General features: G+C 41.9%; 12 protein-coding genes. 11 read left to right on the top strand and 1 reads right to left on the bottom strand.

Translation table 11 applies throughout. The features are described from left to right. Window positions 1-67 precede the first annotated feature (67 nt). The 5 genes from pabB (at window position 68) to N5909_RS09470 (ending at window position 7,199) form a co-directional block, all read left to right on the top strand. Window positions 68-1,789: an aminodeoxychorismate synthase component I gene (pabB, locus tag N5909_RS09495; protein ID WP_271631185.1), complete on the top strand. Its 1,722-nt coding sequence runs from the start codon at window positions 68-70 to the stop codon at window positions 1,787-1,789. Window positions 1,790-1,911: 122 nt separating this feature from the next. After that, a complete protein-coding gene (locus N5909_RS09490) occupies window positions 1,912-3,387 on the top strand; it encodes an Ltp family lipoprotein (RefSeq protein WP_271631205.1) in 1,476 nt (491 codons plus the stop codon). Between the two features lie 417 nt (window positions 3,388-3,804). Further along, window positions 3,805-5,199: an Ltp family lipoprotein gene (locus tag N5909_RS09480; RefSeq protein WP_271631184.1), complete on the top strand. Its 1,395-nt coding sequence runs from the start codon at window positions 3,805-3,807 to the stop codon at window positions 5,197-5,199. Window positions 5,200-5,302: 103 nt separating this feature from the next. Beyond that, window positions 5,303-6,262 (top strand): ROK family glucokinase, encoded by a 960-nt coding sequence (locus N5909_RS09475; protein WP_125867479.1) that lies wholly within the window; start codon window positions 5,303-5,305, stop codon window positions 6,260-6,262. Window positions 6,263-6,359: 97 nt separating this feature from the next. After that, window positions 6,360-7,199 (top strand): thymidylate synthase, encoded by an 840-nt coding sequence (locus tag N5909_RS09470; protein ID WP_033686601.1) that lies wholly within the window; start codon window positions 6,360-6,362, stop codon window positions 7,197-7,199. A 47-nt stretch (window positions 7,200-7,246) separates the two neighbouring features. Here the strand turns inward: N5909_RS09470 and N5909_RS09465 are convergent, their stop codons facing one another. Beyond that, on the bottom strand, window positions 7,247-7,417 hold the full coding sequence (locus N5909_RS09465) for a DUF3042 family protein (protein WP_001051780.1): 171 nt from the start codon (window positions 7,415-7,417) through the stop codon (window positions 7,247-7,249). A gap of 120 nt (window positions 7,418-7,537) precedes the next feature. On the opposite strand from N5909_RS09465, the gene miaA reads away from it, so the two are divergent. The 6 genes from miaA (at window position 7,538) to N5909_RS09435 (ending at window position 19,731) form a co-directional block, all read left to right on the top strand. Then, window positions 7,538-8,422: a tRNA (adenosine(37)-N6)-dimethylallyltransferase MiaA gene (miaA, locus tag N5909_RS09460; RefSeq protein ID WP_271631183.1), complete on the top strand. Its 885-nt coding sequence runs from the start codon at window positions 7,538-7,540 to the stop codon at window positions 8,420-8,422. After that, window positions 8,415-9,653: a GTPase HflX gene (gene hflX, locus N5909_RS09455; protein ID WP_261028056.1), complete on the top strand. Its 1,239-nt coding sequence runs from the start codon at window positions 8,415-8,417 to the stop codon at window positions 9,651-9,653. The genes miaA and hflX overlap by 8 nt, the downstream gene beginning before the upstream one ends. After that, window positions 9,646-10,269, top strand: coding sequence for a cystathionine beta-lyase (locus tag N5909_RS09450; protein WP_223336598.1), 624 nt, complete (start codon window positions 9,646-9,648; stop codon window positions 10,267-10,269). The genes hflX and N5909_RS09450 overlap by 8 nt, the downstream gene beginning before the upstream one ends. A gap of 14 nt (window positions 10,270-10,283) precedes the next feature. After that, window positions 10,284-11,213, top strand: a complete 930-nt coding sequence (gene rnz / locus N5909_RS09445; protein WP_261028054.1) for a ribonuclease Z — start codon at window positions 10,284-10,286, stop codon at window positions 11,211-11,213. Between the two features lie 20 nt (window positions 11,214-11,233). Then, the gene (locus tag N5909_RS09440; protein ID WP_120718634.1) at window positions 11,234-11,989 is read left to right on the top strand and encodes an SDR family NAD(P)-dependent oxidoreductase; all 756 of its coding nucleotides are present in this window, start codon (window positions 11,234-11,236) and stop codon (window positions 11,987-11,989) included. A 242-nt stretch (window positions 11,990-12,231) separates the two neighbouring features. Continuing rightward, on the top strand, window positions 12,232-19,731 hold the full coding sequence (locus N5909_RS09435) for a glycoside hydrolase family 2 protein (protein ID WP_271631182.1): 7,500 nt from the start codon (window positions 12,232-12,234) through the stop codon (window positions 19,729-19,731). Window positions 19,732-19,834: the final 103 nt, after the last annotated feature.

Genomic DNA, 19,834 nt, shown 5'->3' with positions numbered 1-19,834 from the left:
AGCCAGAAAATGATAAAAAGGTAGATCAGTTTTATCTGAATCTGCCTTTTTATGCTATACTTAAGGTATGCATAGAAAAACAGTGATTGATTTTAGGGCTTTGGGGGAGAGATACACCTTTACCCAGCCGATTAAAGAGTTGAAAACGAGAAATGTAGCAGAAGTGGCAGATTTGCTGGCACAAGTGGAAAGTTACCAAGAGCAAGGCTATTATGTGGTGGGCTATGTCAGCTATGAGGCTGCACCTGCTTTTGAGGAGAAATTGGCAGTTCATAAAGCTCCTTTACTGGACGAGTATTTGCTTTACTTTACTGTTCACGATAAGGTGGAGACCTCCCCTATTCCTCTGACTTATGATGAGGTTGATTTGCCTTCAAATTGGCAGGAAGTGACGTCCTCAGAGGATTATGAAAAGGCGATTGCTCAGATTCACCATCATTTGCGGCAGGGTGACACCTATCAGGTCAACTATACTATCCAACTCAAACAGGACTTGAGTGCCGATCCTTTTGCCATTTACAATCGTATGGTGGTAGAGCAGGAGGCGGGCTACAATGCCTATGTTGAACATGATGAAATGGCAGTGATTTCCATGAGTCCAGAACTCTTTTTTGAGCAAAATAACCGTGAGTTGACAACGCGACCAATGAAGGGAACGACTCAGCGTGGGGTAACTGACCATGAAGACTTAGAGCAGTCTAGTTGGTTGGAGCAGGATCCTAAAAATCGCTCTGAAAATATGATGATTGTGGACCTCTTGCGCAATGATATGAATCGTATTTCTGAAGTGGGCAGTGAGCATGTGGAGCGTCTGTGTCAGGTAGAGCAGTATTCAACTGTTTGGCAGATGACTTCGACCATCAAGAGTCGGTTGCGACCAGATGTGGACTTGGTTACCATTTTTCGCTCTCTCTTTCCTTGTGGATCCATCACAGGAGCTCCTAAGATAGCGACTATGGAAATTATTAAGGAGTTGGAACCACAACCGCGTGGAGTCTACTGTGGAACGATTGGTCTCTTGCTTCCAAATGGACGACGGATTTTTAATGTTGCTATCCGGACTATTCAACTGTATCAAGGGAAAGCCATCTATGGAGTTGGCGGAGGCATTACTTGGGATAGCACTTGGGAGTCTGAATACCGCGAGGTTCATCAAAAGGCAGCTGTTCTCTATCGTAAACAAGCTCGTTTCAAACTGATTACTACAGGGAAAATCAGCCAGAAGAACTTGTTGTTTGAAGAACAACATCTGGAAAGACTGAGAATAGCTAGTCGGTATTTTGCTTTTCCTTTTGACCCAGAAATTTTGAGACAAAAGATTGAAGCAGAGTGTCAGGCTTGTGATGCTAATCAAGATTACCGCTTGCGAATTTCTCTCAACAAGTCTGGAGAGATAGAAGTCGATCGTCAAGTATTGGAACCTCTCAGTCCGACCTTCTGCAAAGCCAAAATTTGCCTTCAGGGAGCAGATTTGAATCAATCCTTTACCTACTTTAAAACTACTTACAGACCACACTTAAGTCTAGGTAAACAGGAAATCATTTACTATAATACAAGAGGAGAATTGCTTGAAACCTCTATCGGAAATTTGGTTCTGAAAATCGCTGGGAAACTCTACACACCGCCTATCCGACTTGGAATCTTGCCAGGAATTTATCGTCAGCACTTGCTGGAAACAGGACAGGTAGAAGAGAAAGTCTTGACTTTAAAAGACTTAGCCCGAGCAGAAGCTATTTACGGCTGTAATGCAGTTAGAGGTTTGTATGAGTTGCAAGTGATAGGATTGTGAGTTTTAACTATTAATAGTTTTCAATATATATTAAAATATATTGGTGTTAACTTTTGATGATCTATCATGTTTATGCTATAATGTAACCGTAAACAATAAACATTTAAAGGAGATTTTTGATGATGAAGTCAAAAACAGTTTTAGTGACAAGCTTAGCAGTTGCAACATTAGGTTTGGTCTCTCTTGTAGATACAAAAGGAGTTCTACCTTTTTCAGCGCAAACGGTGCAGGCTGACACCCAGACGATTAATCCATCTGCAAAATACTATATTCTTGTTCCGAAGGATGCAGAAATATTTAAAACTTGGAGAGGTACTGTCAATATTCCCATTATTGATGCTACAAAAACTACTCCAGAATTATCTTATTTCAAAGAAAATCATCGCAACTATATAGCTAATGAGAATAAGTCTGGTGCCAATTACATAGAGTGGAAAGGAACAGTAGAAGAGTTTAAAGAGGCCATTAAGAAGCTGACTGATAAAAAATCTACTACTGTAACACCAAAAAAGGATGAAAAGCCAACACCAACACCAAAACCAGATGAGAAGCCAACACCAAAACCTACAGTTCAGTCTGGTTGGGTAGGTTCATCCTATTATCAAGATGGTAAAAAAGTCACTAGTAAGTGGATTTTTGATAAAAAATATAATTCATTCTTCTATCTAGATGCATCAGGAAATTATGTTCAAAACGCTTGGGTAGGTAACTACTATCTCAAATCAGGCGGATACATGGCTAAAAGTGAGTGGATTTATGATAAGAACTATGGTTCATACTACTATCTAACATCAGAAGGCAGCTACGCTCGTAATACTTGGGTGGGTAATTACTACCTTAAATCAAATGGTAAGATGGCCAAAGGTGAGTGGGTCTATGATAAGAACTACGGTTCATATTACTATCTAACATCAGAAGGTAGCTACGCTCGTAACACTTGGTCAGGCAATTATTATTTGAAGTCAAATGGTAAGATGGCTAAAGGTGAATGGATTTATGATAAAAACTATGGTTCATATTACTATCTAACATCAGAAGGTAGCTATGCTCGCAATGCGTGGTCAGGCAATTATTATTTGAAGTCAAATGGTAAGATGGCTAAGAGTGAGTGGGTTTACGATAAGAACTATGGTTCATATTACTATCTAACATCAGAAGGTAGCTATGCTCGTAATACTTGGGTAGGGAATTACTACCTCAAATCAAACGGTAAGATGGCTAAAAGTGAATGGGTTGATGGAGGTCGTTACTATGTAGGAGCTAATGGATTATGGGAAACCAAAGCATCAACCAATAGTGAATATTCTGCTGCTTTAGAAAAGGCAAAGAGTTATAACTCGTGGGCAAATATGTCTAAAAAACGCTTATATAAGCAATTAACTTCAAAATATGGAGAAAAATTTCAAAGTGATGCTGCACAATATGCCATCGATCATTTGAATGCAGATTATAAATCAAACGCCTTAGCTAAAGCAAAGAATTATCGAAAATGGTTTAAGGATTCGAAGTCAGCAATTTATAAGCAACTAGTTTCGCCTTATGGTGAAGAATTTACAGAAGAAGAAGCTAATTATGCAATTCAACATCTTGACGACTAATCATTTTAAATAAGTATTTTTACTTCAATTATCAAGTCAAGTACAACAAAGTTGTTCCTCTGATTAAGAGAGTATCTTTCAAGCTGTTTGAGTGAGCTCAAACAGCTTTTTTGCCGACTATAGCCAAGTTCAAAATAGAAGGTTCTTCTATTGTCTTTCCACCCAGAACAGAATGGATTTTCCAATTTCAAAAAGGTGTTGGAGTTTATAGGTGTGAACAAAGGCATCTATCCTATGTCCCGTTGGTTTCTCCCCAGTCTATGAGCAAACTCAGCCGGTTTGAGTCCTACGTTTAAATAAGCTTCAATTTCTACTCGCTCAGCTTCAGATTAGTGCTTGTATAGTTATTATTTTAATGTAAAAAAGATTAAGGATATGATATACTATAAGTGTAAATCATAAGAAAAGGAGATTTTTATGAGAAAATCAAAAAAAATTTTGGTTACAAGTTTAGCAGCAACTACTTTTGCACTTGTTTCTCTTTCAGATACAATGGGGATGTTGCCTTTCTCATCTCAGAAAGTATCTGCTCAAGAAAAGGACGCATCTAAAAATGGTAAGATTGTAAAAGAGAATACAAAACCCGCACCAAAACCCGCACCAAAACCCGCACCAAAACCCGCACCAAAACCCGCACCAAAACCCGCGCCGAAGCCGGCACCAAAACCAGCGCCGAAGCCAGCATCAAAACCTGCGCCGAAGCCAGCACCAAAACCTGCGCCGAAGCCAGCACCAAAACCAGCGCCGAAGCCGGCACCAAAACTTGCGCCGAAGCCAGCATCAAAACCAGCGCCGAAGCCAGCACCAAAACCAGCGCCGAAGCCAGCACCAAAACCTGCGCCGAAGCCGACACCCAAACCCGCGCCGAAGCCAGCATCAAAACCAGCGCCGAAGCCGGCACCAAAACCTGCGCTGAAGCCGGCACCGAAACCAGCGCCGAAGCCAGCACCAAAACCTGCGCCGAAGCCAGCACCAAAACCCGCGCCGAAACCGGCACCAAAACCCGCGCCGAAGCCGGCACCAAAACCTGCGCTGAAGCCCGCACCGAAACCCGCGTCGAAGCCCGCACCAAAACCCACGCCGAAGCCGGCACCAAAACCGACTGAAAAAGCAAAAGAAACAACTCCTAAACAGGATAAATCAAAATCTAAAGTTCAGTCTGGCTGGGTAGGAAATTACTACGTCAAATCAGATGGAAAGAGAGCTAAAAATGAATGGGTAGATGGTGGTCGTTATTATGTTGATTCTGATGGAAAAAAGGTTAAAAGTGACTGGATTTATGATAAAAAGCATGGTTCCTATTATTATCTAACAGCAGAAGGAAGCTCTGCTCGCAATAAATGGATAGGAAATTCTTATCTCAAATCAGATGGGAAGATGGCCAAGAATGAATGGGTAGATGGCGGTCGTTACTATGTCGATTCTAAAGGTTATATGGTGAAGGATAAATGGGTAGATGGTGGCCGTTACTATGTAGGATACGATGGTGTGCGGCAACCAAAACCAGCAGATGGGAACCAGTACAATGCTGCTTTAGAAAAGGCAAAGAGTTATAATTCGTGGGCAAATATGTCAAAAAAAGCTCTCTATGAGCAATTAACGTGGCATGGTTTTTCAAGTTCAGCAGTGCAGTATGCCATCGATCACTTGAATGCAGATTATAAGGCAAATGCCTTAGCTAAAGCAAGAGAATATCGAAAATATAGTAATCTCTCAAAGACAGAAATTTATGAGAGGCTAACTTCTCCTTATTTTAGAAAATTTACCAAAGAAGAAGCCAACTATGCAATTCAAAAACTAGGGGATAAATAGTTATTAATTATTAGATGTAACTTTTTCATGCAAAGCTTTGCACAAATCTAATGATTTTGTTATACTATATCTGTAAGCATTTTCAATTAAAAAGGAGAAGACGATGAGTCAAAAGATTATTGGGATTGACCTTGGTGGAACATCTATCAAGTTCGCAATTTTAACTCAAGAGGGAGAAATCCAAGAAAAATGGTCTATCAAAACTAACATTTTGGATGAGGGAAGTCATATCGTTGATGATATGATTGAGTCTATTCAACATCGTTTGGACTTGCTTGGATTAGCAGCAACAGATTTCCAAGGTATTGGAATGGGATCACCAGGTGTGGTTGACCGTGAAAAAGGGACTGTTATTGGTGCCTACAACTTGAACTGGAAAACCCTTCAACCAATCAAAGAAAAGATTGAAAAAGCCTTGGGCATTCCATTCTTCATCGATAATGATGCCAACGTAGCGGCTCTTGGTGAACGTTGGATGGGTGCTGGTGATAACCAACCAGACGTTGTCTTTATGACACTTGGTACAGGTGTTGGTGGCGGTATTGTCGCAGAAGGCAAATTGCTTCACGGTGTGGCTGGTGCAGCAGGTGAGCTTGGCCACATCACTGTTGACTTTGACCAACCAATCGCATGTACTTGTGGTAAGAAAGGCTGCCTTGAGACAGTCGCTTCAGCAACAGGGATTGTCAATTTGACTCGTCGCTATGCGGATGAATACGAAGGCGATGCAGCCTTGAAACGCTTGATTGATAATGGAGAAGAAGTAACCGCTAAGACTGTTTTTGATTTGGCAAAAGAAGGAGACGATCTTGCTTTGATCGTTTACCGTAACTTTTCACGTTATTTGGGAATCGCTTGTGCCAACATCGGCTCAATCCTAAACCCATCAACAATCGTTATCGGTGGTGGTGTATCAGCTGCAGGAGAATTCCTTCTACAAGGTGTTCAAAAAGTCTACGATGAAAATACTTTCCCACAAGTGCGCACAACTACTAAACTAGCTCTTGCAACTCTAGGAAATGACGCTGGAGTTATCGGAGCAGCATCACTTGTATTGCAATAAAATAGAAAAAGGAGAAAATTGCTTTCCAGAAGCGAGTGATTTTCCTCCTTTCTTTTTTTATGCTATACTAGTTAGGAAATAAATGAGGTGAGAGTAAATGACAAAATCAGATACGATTTTTAAAGAGAATATTGAACGCATTCTAAAGGAAGGTGTTTTCTCAGAGCAAGCACGTCCCAAGTACAAGGATGGGACAGTTGCCAACTCTAAGTACGTAACGGGTGCCTTTGCAGAGTATGACTTGGCCAAGGGGGAATTCCCCATTACAACCTTGCGTCCCATTGCAATCAAATCAGCTATCAAAGAAGTTCTCTGGATCTACCAAGACCAGTCTAATAGCCTAGAAGTTCTCAATGACAAGTACAATGTTCACTACTGGAATGACTGGGAAGTGGGAAATACGGGAACCATTGGTGAGCGCTATGGTGCTGTTGTTAAGAAACACGACATTATCAATAAGCTTCTCAAGCAGTTGGAAGTCAACCCTTGGAACCGTCGCAATATCATTTCGCTCTGGGATTACCAAGCTTTCGAAGAAACAGAAGGACTACTCCCATGCGCCTTTCAGACCATGTTTGATGTCCGCCGTGTAGATGGAGAAATCTATCTGGATGCGACCTTGACCCAGCGTTCGAATGACATGTTGGTGGCCCACCACATCAATGCTATGCAGTACGTGGCTCTTCAAATGATGATTGCCAAGCATTTCGGCTGGAAGGTTGGGAAGTTCTTCTACTTCATCAACAATCTCCATATCTATGACAATCAATTTGAACAAGCTCAGGAATTGCTCCGTCGTGAGCCATCAAACTGCCAACCACGTTTGGTCTTGAATGTGCCAGATAAGACCAATTTTTTTGATATTAAAGCAGAGGACTTTGAGTTGGTGGATTATGACCCTGTCAAGCCACAGTTGAAGTTTGACCTAGCTATTTAAAAGAATAGAAAAAAGAAGTTGAGAATAATCCCAACTTCTTTTGTTTCTTAACGTGATACGCGGCGACGAGCTGCTTTTTTACGGTTTTCTTCGATGAAAGCTGCTTTTTGCTCCTCTGGTTCGATCACTTTCTTTTTAAATGCGTATACTGCACCTGCGACTGCAGCGACAGTTCCTGCGACACCTGTTACAAGACCTTTAGCGAATCCTTTAGCCATGAGTCTTCCTCCTTTATATTCTCAATCAGCCAGCCTCCTCAAGAGGTCACATTTTTCTGACTGACCTTTTTGTGTTATAATAATAGTAACGAAAAAATGGGAATTTTTCAAGGAAAAAAGATGAAAACAAAAATAATTGTGATCGTTGGACCGACTGCAGTTGGAAAAACGGCTCTCGCCATTGAAGTGGCCAAGCGTTTTAATGGCGAAGTTGTTAGTGGCGATAGCCAGCAAGTCTATCGAGGTCTGGATATAGGGACGGCTAAGGCTAGTCCAGAAGAGCAGGCAGCTGTTCCCCATCATTTAATCGATGTTAGAGAGGTAACCGAGTCTTACTCGGCTTTTGATTTTGTTTCAGAAGCTAAGATTGCCATTGAAGATATTCACAGTCGTGGCAAGCTGGCTATTATTGCTGGTGGGACTGGACTTTATATTCAGAGTTTACTAGAAGGCTATCATTTAGGTGGAGAGACTCCTCATGAGGAGATTTTGACCTATCGGGCTAGTTTGGAGCCTTATACAGATGAGGAATTAGCTCATCTTGTGGAGCAAGCAGGTCTTGAAATTCCCCAGTTTAATCGTCGTCGTGCTATGCGTGCCTTGGAAATTGCCCACTTTGGTCAGGATTTGGAAAATCAAGAGACCTTGTATGAACCATTGATTATCTGTTTGGATGATGAACGCAGTCAATTATATGATCGAATCAATCATCGAGTGGATTTGATGTTTGAGGCTGGGCTTTTGGATGAGGCCAAGTGGCTTTTTGACCATTACCCTGATGTGCAGGCTGCTAAAGGAATTGGATATAAGGAACTCTTTCCTTACTTCCGTGGAGAGCAGACCTTGGAGGAAGCCAGTGAGAGTCTCAAACAGGCGACTCGTCGTTTTGCCAAGCGTCAGTTGACCTGGTTCCGTAATCGCATGCAGGTCACCTTTTATCAGATTGGAGAAACTGGTGTGCAAGACCGCATTTTTAGCCAGATAGAGGAGTTTTTAGATGATTGAAACGGAGAAAAAAGAGGAGCGGGTTCTGCTCATTGGTGTGGAATTGCAGGGCATGGACAATTTTGACCTCTCCATGGAAGAATTGGCTAGTTTAGCGAAAACGGCAGGGGCAGTCGTTGTAGATAGCTACAGACAAAAACGTGAAAAATATGATTCCAAGACCTTCGTCGGCTCTGGTAAGTTGGAAGAAATTGCGCTCATGGTGGATGCAGAAGAAATTACCACTGTCATCGTCAACAATCGTTTAACTCCACGGCAAAATGTCAATCTAGAGGAAGTTCTGGGTGTTAAGGTCATTGACCGTATGCAGTTGATTTTGGATATCTTTGCCATGCGAGCTCGAAGCCATGAAGGGAAGCTCCAAGTCCACCTAGCCCAGCTCAAATATCTCTTGCCTCGCTTGGTTGGTCAGGGAATTATGCTCAGCCGTCAGGCTGGGGGAATTGGTTCCCGTGGTCCTGGTGAAAGTCAGCTCGAACTGAACCGTCGTAGTGTTCGCAATCAAATCACGGATATTGAGCGTCAGCTCAAGAACGTTGAGAAAAATCGGGCGACTGTCAGAGAAAAACGTCTGGAGTCAAGCACCTTTAAGATTGGTTTGATTGGTTATACCAATGCTGGGAAGTCAACTATCATGAACACCTTGACCAGTAAGAACCAGTATGAGGCTGACGAGCTATTTGCGACTCTAGATGCGACGACTAAGAGTATCCATCTGGGGGGAAATCTCCAAGTAACTTTAACAGATACAGTTGGCTTTATCCAAGATTTGCCGACAGAGTTGGTGTCCAGTTTTAAGTCAACCTTGGAAGAAAGCAAGCATGTGGACCTTCTGGTTCATGTTATCGATGCCAGCAATCCTTACCATGAGGAGCATGAAAAAACAGTCCTGTCCATCATGAAAGACCTGGACATGGAAGATATTCCTCGCCTGACCCTTTATAATAAAGCGGATTTGGTGGAGGATTTTACGCCGACCCAAACGCCCTATGCGCTCATTTCTGCCAAGTCTGAGGATAGTCGAGAGAATTTGCAGGCTTTGTTTTTAGAGAAAATCAAGGATATTTTTGAGTCCTTTACCCTGCGCGTGCCTTTTTCTAAGTCTTACAAGATTCATGATTTAGAAAGTGTTGCGATTTTGGAAGAACGCGATTATCAGGAGGACGGCGAAGTGATTAGAGGCTACATTTCTGAGAAAAATAAATGGAGGTTAGAAGAATTTTATGACTGATATCAAAACCTTAGCTCTAAAATATGGGGGCTATACAAGTCTGGATAAGGTCTATCTGGATCAGCTTCTAGCTGGTAAAACAGAGCAGGAGCAGTTGGCACTGATTACTCCTCCGCCGAGTGTAGTCAATGCTTACTTTGCAGAACTCTACCAGAAAAAGAGTCCTGAGGCTGCGACGGATTATTTTGGGGAACTCAGTCAGGAACTGAATCTCTACAATGATGAGCCAAGTTTCACCCTAGAAAACAAGCCCTTTATTCGTCTGAACCTATCTGGCAAATCATTTGGTTTTTGTTTTGAGAGTGAGGGTCTGGGGCGGATTTTCTCTGAAAATGAAGAGGTTATTTCAGAAGACTTGCTCTTTGAGATTGCGCAAATTTTTCCCCATCAGCTAGTCTTTGAGGAGTCTGGTAAGATTTATATGAAGGCTGTCGGGGACGAGGAAGTTGTTAGCGTGGAAAATATCACAGCTTTGACTGATTTAGAAATCTTAGCAGATGGTCGCAAGCGTCTTAAAGGCTATAGTCAAGAGGATTTACTGCAAGAAGCTGCTTCTTTTTCTGGCAAGCGCTATTTCCGATCGGAAAATCGCACAGCCATGTTATATATTGATTAATTAGAAAGTATCGAATGGATATTCAATTTTTAGGAACGGGGGCTGGCCAGCCCTCTAAAGCCCGCAATGTCTCCAGTCTCGCCCTGAAACTCTTGGACGAGATTAACGAAGTCTGGCTCTTTGACTGTGGAGAAGGTACGCAAAATCGCATTCTGGAAACCACAATTCGACCCCGTAAGGTCAGCAAAATCTTTATTACTCACCTACATGGAGATCATATCTTTGGCTTACCAGGTTTCCTTTCTAGCCGTGCTTTTCAGGCCAATGAAGAGCAGACAGATTTGGAAATCTATGGACCGCAAGGAATCAAGTCCTTTGTCTTAACCAGCCTTCGTGTGTCAGGTTCGCGCCTGCCTTACCGTATTCACTTTCATGAGTTTGACCAAGATTCTCTAGGAAAAATCCTTGAGACCGATAAATTCACGGTGTATGCAGAGGAGCTGGACCACACAATTTTCTGCGTTGGCTATCGTGTCATGCAAAAGGACCTAGAAGGTACCTTGGATGCTGAAAAGCTTAAGGCTGCTGGCGTCCCATTTGGCCCACTTTTTGGAAAAATCAAAAACGGTCAGGACGTTGTTTTAGAAGATGGAACTGAAATCAAGGCAGCAGACTATATCTCAGCTCCACGTCCAGGTAAGATTATCACCATTCTGGGTGATACCCGCAAAACCAATGCCAGTGTGCGTCTGGCTGTCAATGCTGATGTCCTAGTTCATGAGTCCACTTATGGCAAGGGCGATGAAACAATTGCTCGCAATCACGGCCACTCAACCAATATGCAGGCAGCGCAGGTGGCACTAGAAGCAGGTGCCAAACGCCTCCTGCTCAACCATATCAGTGCTCGTTTCCTCTCAAAAGATATCAGCAAGCTCAAAAAAGATGCGGCTAGTGTTTTTGAAAATGTCCATGTGGTCAAAGACTTAGAAGAAGTGGAAATCTAAAAGATTGGGAAAGGATAAGTATGCCTACTATTCTCATTACCGGAGCTAGCGGTGGCCTAGCCCAAGAAATGGTCAAACTCTTGCCAAATGACCAACTCATCTTGCTTGGTAGAAATAAGGAAAAATTAGCCCAACTCTACGGAAATCATCCCCATGCAGAATGGATTGAAATCGATATTACCGATGATTCAGCCTTAGAAACTCTGCTAGCAGATCTCTATCTCCGCTATGGCAAGATTGATGTTTTGATAAACAACGCTGGTTACGGGATCTTTGAGGAATTTGACCAGATTTCCGACCAAGATATTCATCAGATGTTCGAGGTCAATGCCTTTGCCCTAATGAATCTGTCTCGTCGCATTGCGGCAAGAATGAAGGAAAGTCGAAAAGGCCATATCATCAATATTGTTAGCATGGCAGGTTTGATCGCTACTGGCAAGTCTAGTCTCTACTCAGCGACCAAGTTTGCGGCCATTGGTTTTTCAAATGCTCTGCGCCTCGAACTCATGTCCTACAGTGTTTATGTAACGACGGTCAATCCAGGACCAATCCGCACAGGATTTTTTGACCAGGCCGATCCAGATGGAACCTATCTCAAGTCGGTTGACCGCTTCCTGCTAGAACCAGATGCAGTGGCTAAAAAGATTGTCAAGATTATAGGAAAAAACAAACGAGAACTCAATCTACCGATATTGTTGAACCTAGCCCATAAGTTTTATACCCTTTTTCCAAAGCTAGCTGATAAGCTGGCAGGGGATACTTTTAATTATAAATAGAAGAAGTTCCTTTTAAAGGGACTTTTTTACTTCTTTTAATTTAAAGGTTAATAAGTGTTTTTTCTTTTAAACTACATTCAGTTTTTTAATTCTTCTACAAATTTTAGAAAAAACTATCAAAAATATTATTTCATATGCTAAAGTATTGAAAATTCCTATATTATTTAATAAAATAAGGGTAAAAGACTATTTAAAGTATGCGCTTACATAAAAATGAAAGCGATTACCAAAAGGAGGATTTTATGGAAAAAAGCCATTGGAACCGTAAAAGAGTCTATAGCATTCGTAAATTTGCTGTAGGAGCTTGCTCAGTAATGATTGGAACTTGTGCAGTTCTATTCGCAGGAAATATAGCTGGAGAATCTGTAGTTAATGCGGATGAAACACCTATTACTCATACTGCTGAGAAACCTAAAGAGGAAAATCCTATAGTAGAAGAAAAGGTTGATCAAGCTTTGGAAACTAAAAATGTTGTCGAAAGTACAGCACAAAAACAACCTAGTGCCACTGAATCTATTTCATCTGAGAAGAAAGAAGATGAAGCAGTAACTCCAAAAGAGGAAAAAGCGTCTTCAAAATCTGAAGAAAAAGCTCCAAAGATAGAATCACAAGCTTCAAGTCAAGAAAAACCGCTCAAGGAAGATGTTAAAGCTGTGACCAATGAAGAAGTCAATCAAATGATTGAAGACAGAAAAGTGAATTTTAACCAAAATTGGCACTTTAAACTCAATGCAAATTCTAAGGAAGCCATTAAACCGGATGCAGATGTATCTACGTGGAAAAAATTAGATTTACCGCATGACTGGAGTATCTTTAACGATTTTGATCATGAATCTCCTGCACAAAACGAAGGTGGACAGCTTAACGGTGGGGAAGCTTGGTATCGTAAGACTTTCAAACTAGATGAAAAAGATCTCAAGAAAAATGTTCGCCTTACTTTTGATGGCGTCTACATGGATTCTCAAGTTTATGTCAATGGTCAGTTAGTGGGTCATTACCCAAATGGTTATAACCAATTTTCATATGATATCACTAACTATTTGAACAAAGATGGACGTGAGAATGTAATTGCTGTTCATGCAGTCAATAAGCAACCAAGTAGCCGTTGGTATTCAGGAAGTGGTATTTACCGTGATGTGACTTTACAAGTGACAGATAAGGTGCATGTTGAGAAAAATGGGACAACCATCTTAACGCCAAAACTTGAACAACAGCAACACGGCAAGGTTGAAACTCATGTGACTAGTAAAATTGTCAATACGGACGACAAAGACCATCAACTTGTAGCAGAATATCAAATCGTTGAACGAGGTGGTCAGGCTGTGACAGGTCTAGTACGTACAGAGAGTCGTACCTTGAAAGCACATGAAGTAACTAGTCTTGATGCGATTTTAGAAGTTGAAAGACCAAAACTCTGGACCGTTTTAAATGACAAACCGGCCTTGTATGAATTAGTTACGCGTGTTTACCGGGACGGTCAATTAGTTGATGCTAAGAAAGATCTGTTTGGTTACCGATATTATAACTGGACTCCAAATGAGGGCTTCTCTTTGAATGGTGAACGCATTAAATTCCATGGAGTTTCCTTGCACCATGATCATGGAGCGCTAGGAGCAGAAGAAAACTATAAGGCAGAATATCGTCGTCTGAAACAAATGAAGGAAATGGGAGTGAATTCGATTCGTACGACTCACAACCCAGCAAGTCCTCAGACCTTGCAGATTGCAGCTGAACTTGGCTTACTTGTTCAAGAAGAGGCCTTTGATACTTGGTATGGCGGAAAGAAACCTTATGACTATGGACGTTTCTTTGAAAAAGATGCTACCCATCCTGAGGCTAAAAAAGGTGAAAAATGGTCCGACTACGATCTACGTACTATGGTAGAGAGAGACAAAAATAATCCCGCTGTTTTTATGTGGTCAATCGGAAATGAAATCGGTGAAGCAAATGGGGATCCCCATTCTCTAGCGACTGTTAAACGTCTAGTCAAAGTTATCAAGGATGTTGATAAGACTCGTTATGTTACCATGGGAGCAGATAAGTTCCGTTTCGGTAATGGTAGCGGTGGGCATGAAAAAATTGCTGATGAACTCGATGCTGTTGGATTCAACTACTCTGAAGATAATTACAAAGCCCTTCGAGCTAAGCATCCAAAATGGTTGATTTATGGATCAGAAACATCTTCAGCAACGCGTACAAGAGGAAGTTACTTCCACCCAGAGCGTGAGTGGGTACAAAGTAATCAGTCATGGCGTAACTATGAACAGTCAGATTATGGAAATGACCGTGTTGGTTGGGGTAAAACGGCAACTGCTTCATGGACATTTGACCGTGACAATGCTGGCTATGCTGGTCAATTCATTTGGACAGGTACGGACTATATCGGTGAACCAACTCCATGGCACAACCAAAACAACACGCCGGTTAAAAGCTCTTATTTTGGTATCGTAGATACTGCAGGTATTCCAAAAAACGACTTTTATCTTTACCAAAGTCAATGGGTTTCTGCCAAGAAAAAACCAATGGTTCACCTTCTTCCTCACTGGAACTGGGAAAACAAAGAGTTGATAGACAATGTAGCAGACGCGGAAAATAAAATCCCTGTACGTGCTTATTCTAATGCTGCAAGTGTAGAATTGTTCTTGAATGGAAAATCTCTTGGTCTTAAGACTTTCAACAAAAAACAAACTAGCGATGGACGAACTTACCAAGAAGGTGCTAATGCTAATGAACTTTATCTTGAATGGAAAGTTGCTTATCAACCAGGTACCTTGGAAGCAATTGCTCGTGATGAATCTGGCAAGGAAATTGCTCGAGATAAGATTACGACTGCTGGTAAGCCAGCGGCTGTTCGTCTTATCAAAGAAGATCATGCAATCGCAGCAGATGGAAAAGACTTGACATACATCTACTACGAAATCGTTGATAGCCAAGGGAATGTAGTACCAACTGCCAATAATCTGGTTCGCTTCCAATTACACGGACAAGGCCAACTTGTCGGTGTCGATAACGGGGAACAAGCCAGCCGTGAACGCTATAAGGCGCAAGCAGATGGTTCTTGGATTCGTAAAGCATTTAATGGTAAAGGTGTTGCCATTGTCAAATCAACTGAACAAGCAGGTAAATTCACGCTGACAGCCCATTCAGATCTCTTGAAATCTAGTCAAGTAACTGTCTTTACTGGTAAAAAAGAAGGACAAGAAAAGACTGTTTTGGGGACAGAAGTAGCAAGAGTTCGTACATTAATCGGTAAAGATCCAAAAATGCCGAAAACAGTAGGTTTTGTATACAGCGATGGTAGTCGTGAAAAACTTCCAGTAACTTGGTCTCAAGTCGATGTTAGTCAAGCAGGAGTTGTGACTGCTAAAGGTACAGCAAATGGACGTGAGGTAGAGGCTCGTGTCGAGGTTCTAGCAATTGCGAAAGAATTACCAACAGTTAAACGTGTTGCTCCAGGAGCAGACTTGAATACTGTAGATAAATATGTGTCAATACTAGTAACCGATGGAAGTGTACAAGAGTATGAAGTAGATAGCTGGGAGATTGCGGAAGCAGATAAAGCCAAACTTTCAGTAGCTGGATCACGTATTCAAATGACTGGTCAGTTAGCTGGAGAAACTATTCATGCAACCCTTGTGGTAGAAGAAGGAAAAGCTGCAGCACCTGTAGTGCCAACTGTTACTGTTGGCGGTGAGGCAGTAACAGGGCTTACTAGTCAACAACCAATGCAATACCGCACTCTTGCTTATGGTGCCCAATTGCCAGAAGTCACAGCAAGTGCTGAAAATGCTGATGTTACAGTTCTTCAAGCAAGCGCAGCAAACGGCATGCGTGCGAGCATCTTTGTTCAGTCTAAAGATGGTGGCCCTCTTCAAACCTATGCAATTCAATTCCTAGAAGAAGCACCAAAAATTGCTCACTTGAGCTTGCAAGTGGAACAAGCTGACGGTCTCAAAGAAGACCAAACAGTCAACTTGTCGGTTCGAGCTCATTATCAAGATGGAACGCAAGCTGTATTACCAGCTGATAAGGTGAGCTTCTCTACAAGTGGTGAAGGGGAAGTTGCAGTCCGAAAAGGAATGCTTGAGTTGCATAAATCAGGAGCACTTACTCTGAAAGCTGAATATGAGGGTGCTACAGGTCAAATCAATCTCACTATACAAGCAAATACTGAGAAGAAGATTGCGCAATCCATCCGTCCTGTAAATGTAGTGACAGATTTACACCAAGAACCTACTCTTCCGTCAACAGTAACGGTTGAGTATGACAAAGGTTTCCCTAAAGCTCACAAAGTCACTTGGCAAGCTATTCCAAAAGAAAAACTAGACCACTATCAAAGCTTTGAAGTGTTAGGTAAAGTTGAAGGAATTGACCTGGAAGCGCGTGCTAAAGTATCTGTAGAAGGCATCGTTTCAGTTGAAGAAGTTAGTGTGACAACTCCAATCGCAGAAGCACCACAATTACCAGAAAGCGTTCGTACATATGATTCAAATGGTCACGTTTCATCAGCTAAGGTTGCATGGGATGCGATTCGTCCAGAGCAATACGCTAAGGAAGGTGTCTTTACAGTTAATGGTCGCTTAGAAGGTACTCAATTAACAACTAAACTTCATGTTCGCGTATCTGCTCAAACTGAGCAAGGTGCAAACATTTCTGACCAATGGACTGGTTCAGAATTGCCACTTGCCTTTGCTTCAGATTCAAATCCAACCGACCCTGTTTCAAATGTCAACGATAAATTGATTTCCTTTAATGACCGACCAGCCAATCGTTGGACAAACTGGAATCGTAGTAATCCAGAAGCTTCAGTCGGTGTTCTGTTTGGAGATTCCGGTATCTTGAGCAAACGCTCCGTCGATAATCTAAGTGTCGGATTCCACGAAGACCATGGAGTTGGTGCACCGAAGTCTTATGTGATTGAGTATTATGTTGGTAAGACTGTTCCAACAGCTCCTAAAAACCCTAGCTTTGTAGCCAATGAAGACCATGTATTTAACGATCCAGCTAATTGGAAACAAGTGACTAATCTAAAAGCTCCAGAACAACTCAAGGCTGGAGAAATGAATCACTTTAGCTTTGATAAAGTTGAAACTTATGCTGTTCGTATTCGCATGGTTAAAGCAGATAACAAGCGTGGAACGTCTATCACAGAAGTACAAATCTTTGCGAAACAAGTTGCGGCAGCCAAACAAGGACAAACAAGAATCCAAGTTGACGGCAAAGACTTAGCAAACTTCAACCCTGATTTGACAGACTACTACCTTGAGTCTGTAGATGGAAAAGTTCCGGCAGTCACAGCAAGTGTTAGCAACAATGGTCTAGCGACTGTTGTTCCAAGTGTTCGTGAAGGTGAGCCAGTTCGTGTCATCGCGAAAGCTGAAAATGGCGACATCTTAGGAGAATACCGTCTGCACTTCACTAAGGATAAAGACTTACTTTCTCGTAAACCAGTTGCTGCAGTTAAACAAGCTCGCTTGTTGCAACTAGGGCAACCACTTGAATTGCCGACTAAGGTTCCGGTTTACTTCACAGGTAAAGACGGTTACGAAACAAAAGACCTGACAGTTGAATGGGAAGAAGTTCCAGCAGAAAATCTGACAAAAGCAGGTCAATTTACTGTTCGAGGTCGTGTCCTTGGTAGCAATCTTACTGCTGAATTCACTGTACGAGTGACAGACAAACTTGGTGAGGCTCTTTCAGATAACCCTAACTATGATGAAAACAGTAACCAGGCCTTTGCTTCAGTAACTAATGATATTGACGACAGTTCTCATGACCGTGTGGACTATATCAATGATAGAGATCACTCTGAAAATCGTCGTTGGACAAACTGGTCTCCAACGCCATCTTCTAATCCAGAAGTATCAGCAGGTGTGATCTTCCGTGAAAATGGTAAGATTGTAGAGCGGACTGTTGCGCAAGCCAAACTTCACTTCTTTGCAGATAGTGGTACAGATGCACCATCTAAACTTGTTTTGGAACGTTATGTCGGTCCAGACTTTGAAGTGCCTACCTACTATTCAAACTACCAAGCCTACGAATCAGGACATCCATTCAACAACCCAGAAAATTGGGAAGCTGTTCCTTATCGTGCGGATAAAGACATTGAAGCTGGTGATGAAATAAACGTAACATTTAAAGCTGTTAAAGCCAAAGCCATGAGATGGCGTATGGAGCGTAAAGCAGATAAGAGTGGTGTTGCGATGATTGAGATGACCTTCCTTGCACCAAGCGAATTTCCTCAAGAAAGCACTCAATCGAAGATTCTTGTAGATGGAAAAGAACTTGCTGATTTCGCTGAAAATCGTCAAGATTATCAAATCACCTATAAAGGTCAACGTCCAAAAGTCTCAGTTGAAGAAACCAATCAAGTAGTTTCAACAGTTGTAGATAGTGGCGATGATAGCCTTCCAGTACTTGTTCGCCTCGTTTCAGAAAGTGGAAAACAAGTTAAGGAATACCGTATCCAGTTGATCAAGGAAAAACTAGTTTCTGAGAAAACAGTTGCTGCTGTACAAGAAGAACTTCCAAAACTCGAATTTGTTGAAAAAGATTTGGCCTACAGGACAGTTGAGAAAAAGGATTCTACGCTGTATCTAGGTGAAATCCGTGTAGAACAAGAAGGAAAAGTTGGTAAGGAACGTATCTTTACAAGCATTAATCCTGATGGAAGTAAGGAAGAAAAACTCCATGAAGTGGTAGAGGCACCAACAGACCGCATTGTCTTGCTTGGAACAAAACCAGGCACCTCTCTTCCAGAAGACGAAGTGAAAAATCTTGTTCGGAATCGCCCAGAGCTTGTAGTCGAAGAAGAAACCATTGACTTCAAGGTTCAGGAGCGTAAGTCTGATAAGTTGTATCTAGGTGAAACCCGTGTCCTCCAAGAAGGAAAACAAGGTGTCCGTGTTCGCTTGATTGAAGTAGAAAACGGAAAACGTCAGCTTAAAGAAACTTACGATAAAGTTGCTGCACAAGATCGTATCGTGGAAGTTGGAACAAAACCAGGCACCTCTCTTCCAGAAGACGAAGTGAAAAATCTTGTGCTTCATAGACCAGAGCTTGTAGTCGAAGAAGAAGCCATCGACTTCAAGGTTCAGGAGCGTAAGTCTGATAAGTTGTATCTAGGTGAAACCCGTGTCATTCAAGAAGGAAAACAAGGCGTCCGTGTTCACTTGATTGAAGTGGAAAATGGAAAACGCCAACTTAAAGAAACTTATGATAAAGTTGTTGCTCAAGATCGTATCCTAGAAGTTGGAACTAACCCAGGCACTTCTCTACCAGAGGACGAAGTTAAGAATCTTGTGCTTAACAGACCAGAACTTGTAATTGAAGAAGAAACAATCGATTTCAAGGTTCAGGAACAAAAGAATGACAAGCTTCCAGTAGGTCAAACTCGTGTCCTCCAAGAAGGTCGAAAAGGTATCCGTGTTCACTTGATCGAAGTGGAAAATGGCAAGCGGACTGAAAAGGATAGCTATGATAAAGTTATGGCTCAAGATCGCATCATAGAAGTCGGTACAGCTGGCGAAACAACCAAACCAGTAGCTCAAGAAGCTAAAAAACCACAAGTGTCAGAAAAAGCAGCTACAAAACCAATCGCTTCAAGTGAAGCTAGTCAAGCTAACAAAGCGCAGTTACCAAATACAGGAAGTGCGGCAAGCCAAGCAGCAGTAGCAGCAGGCTTAGCTCTTCTCGGTTTGAGTGCCGGATTAGTAGCCACTAAAGGTAAAAAAGAAGATTAGAAATTTTGATACCTTCTTTATCATTAAAGACTAGTGAGAAGCTCTTGTCTTAGATAGAAGATTAATCCCTTAGAATGCAAGCTTCTAAGGGATTTTCTTTGTA

The organism is Streptococcus gwangjuensis (genome assembly GCF_028156745.1).
Lineage (GTDB): Bacteria > Bacillota > Bacilli > Lactobacillales > Streptococcaceae > Streptococcus > Streptococcus gwangjuense_A.
This window is presented reverse-complemented; position numbering and strand designations above follow the sequence as displayed.

Coding starts and splice junctions, on each gene's coding strand:
- N5909_RS09465 (WP_001051780.1), bottom strand. CDS start 7,417: ATGGCTAAAGGATTCGCTAAAGGTCTTGTAACAGGTGTCGCAGGAACT.
- N5909_RS09470 (WP_033686601.1), top strand. CDS start 6,360: ATGACAAAATCAGATACGATTTTTAAAGAGAATATTGAACGCATTCTA.
- N5909_RS09435 (WP_271631182.1), top strand. CDS start 12,232: ATGGAAAAAAGCCATTGGAACCGTAAAAGAGTCTATAGCATTCGTAAA.
- pabB (WP_271631185.1), top strand. CDS start 68: ATGCATAGAAAAACAGTGATTGATTTTAGGGCTTTGGGGGAGAGATAC.
- N5909_RS09475 (WP_125867479.1), top strand. CDS start 5,303: ATGAGTCAAAAGATTATTGGGATTGACCTTGGTGGAACATCTATCAAG.
- N5909_RS09480 (WP_271631184.1), top strand. CDS start 3,805: ATGAGAAAATCAAAAAAAATTTTGGTTACAAGTTTAGCAGCAACTACT.
- rnz (WP_261028054.1), top strand. CDS start 10,284: ATGGATATTCAATTTTTAGGAACGGGGGCTGGCCAGCCCTCTAAAGCC.
- miaA (WP_271631183.1), top strand. CDS start 7,538: ATGAAAACAAAAATAATTGTGATCGTTGGACCGACTGCAGTTGGAAAA.
- hflX (WP_261028056.1), top strand. CDS start 8,415: ATGATTGAAACGGAGAAAAAAGAGGAGCGGGTTCTGCTCATTGGTGTG.
- N5909_RS09440 (WP_120718634.1), top strand. CDS start 11,234: ATGCCTACTATTCTCATTACCGGAGCTAGCGGTGGCCTAGCCCAAGAA.
- N5909_RS09450 (WP_223336598.1), top strand. CDS start 9,646: ATGACTGATATCAAAACCTTAGCTCTAAAATATGGGGGCTATACAAGT.
- N5909_RS09490 (WP_271631205.1), top strand. CDS start 1,912: ATGAAGTCAAAAACAGTTTTAGTGACAAGCTTAGCAGTTGCAACATTA.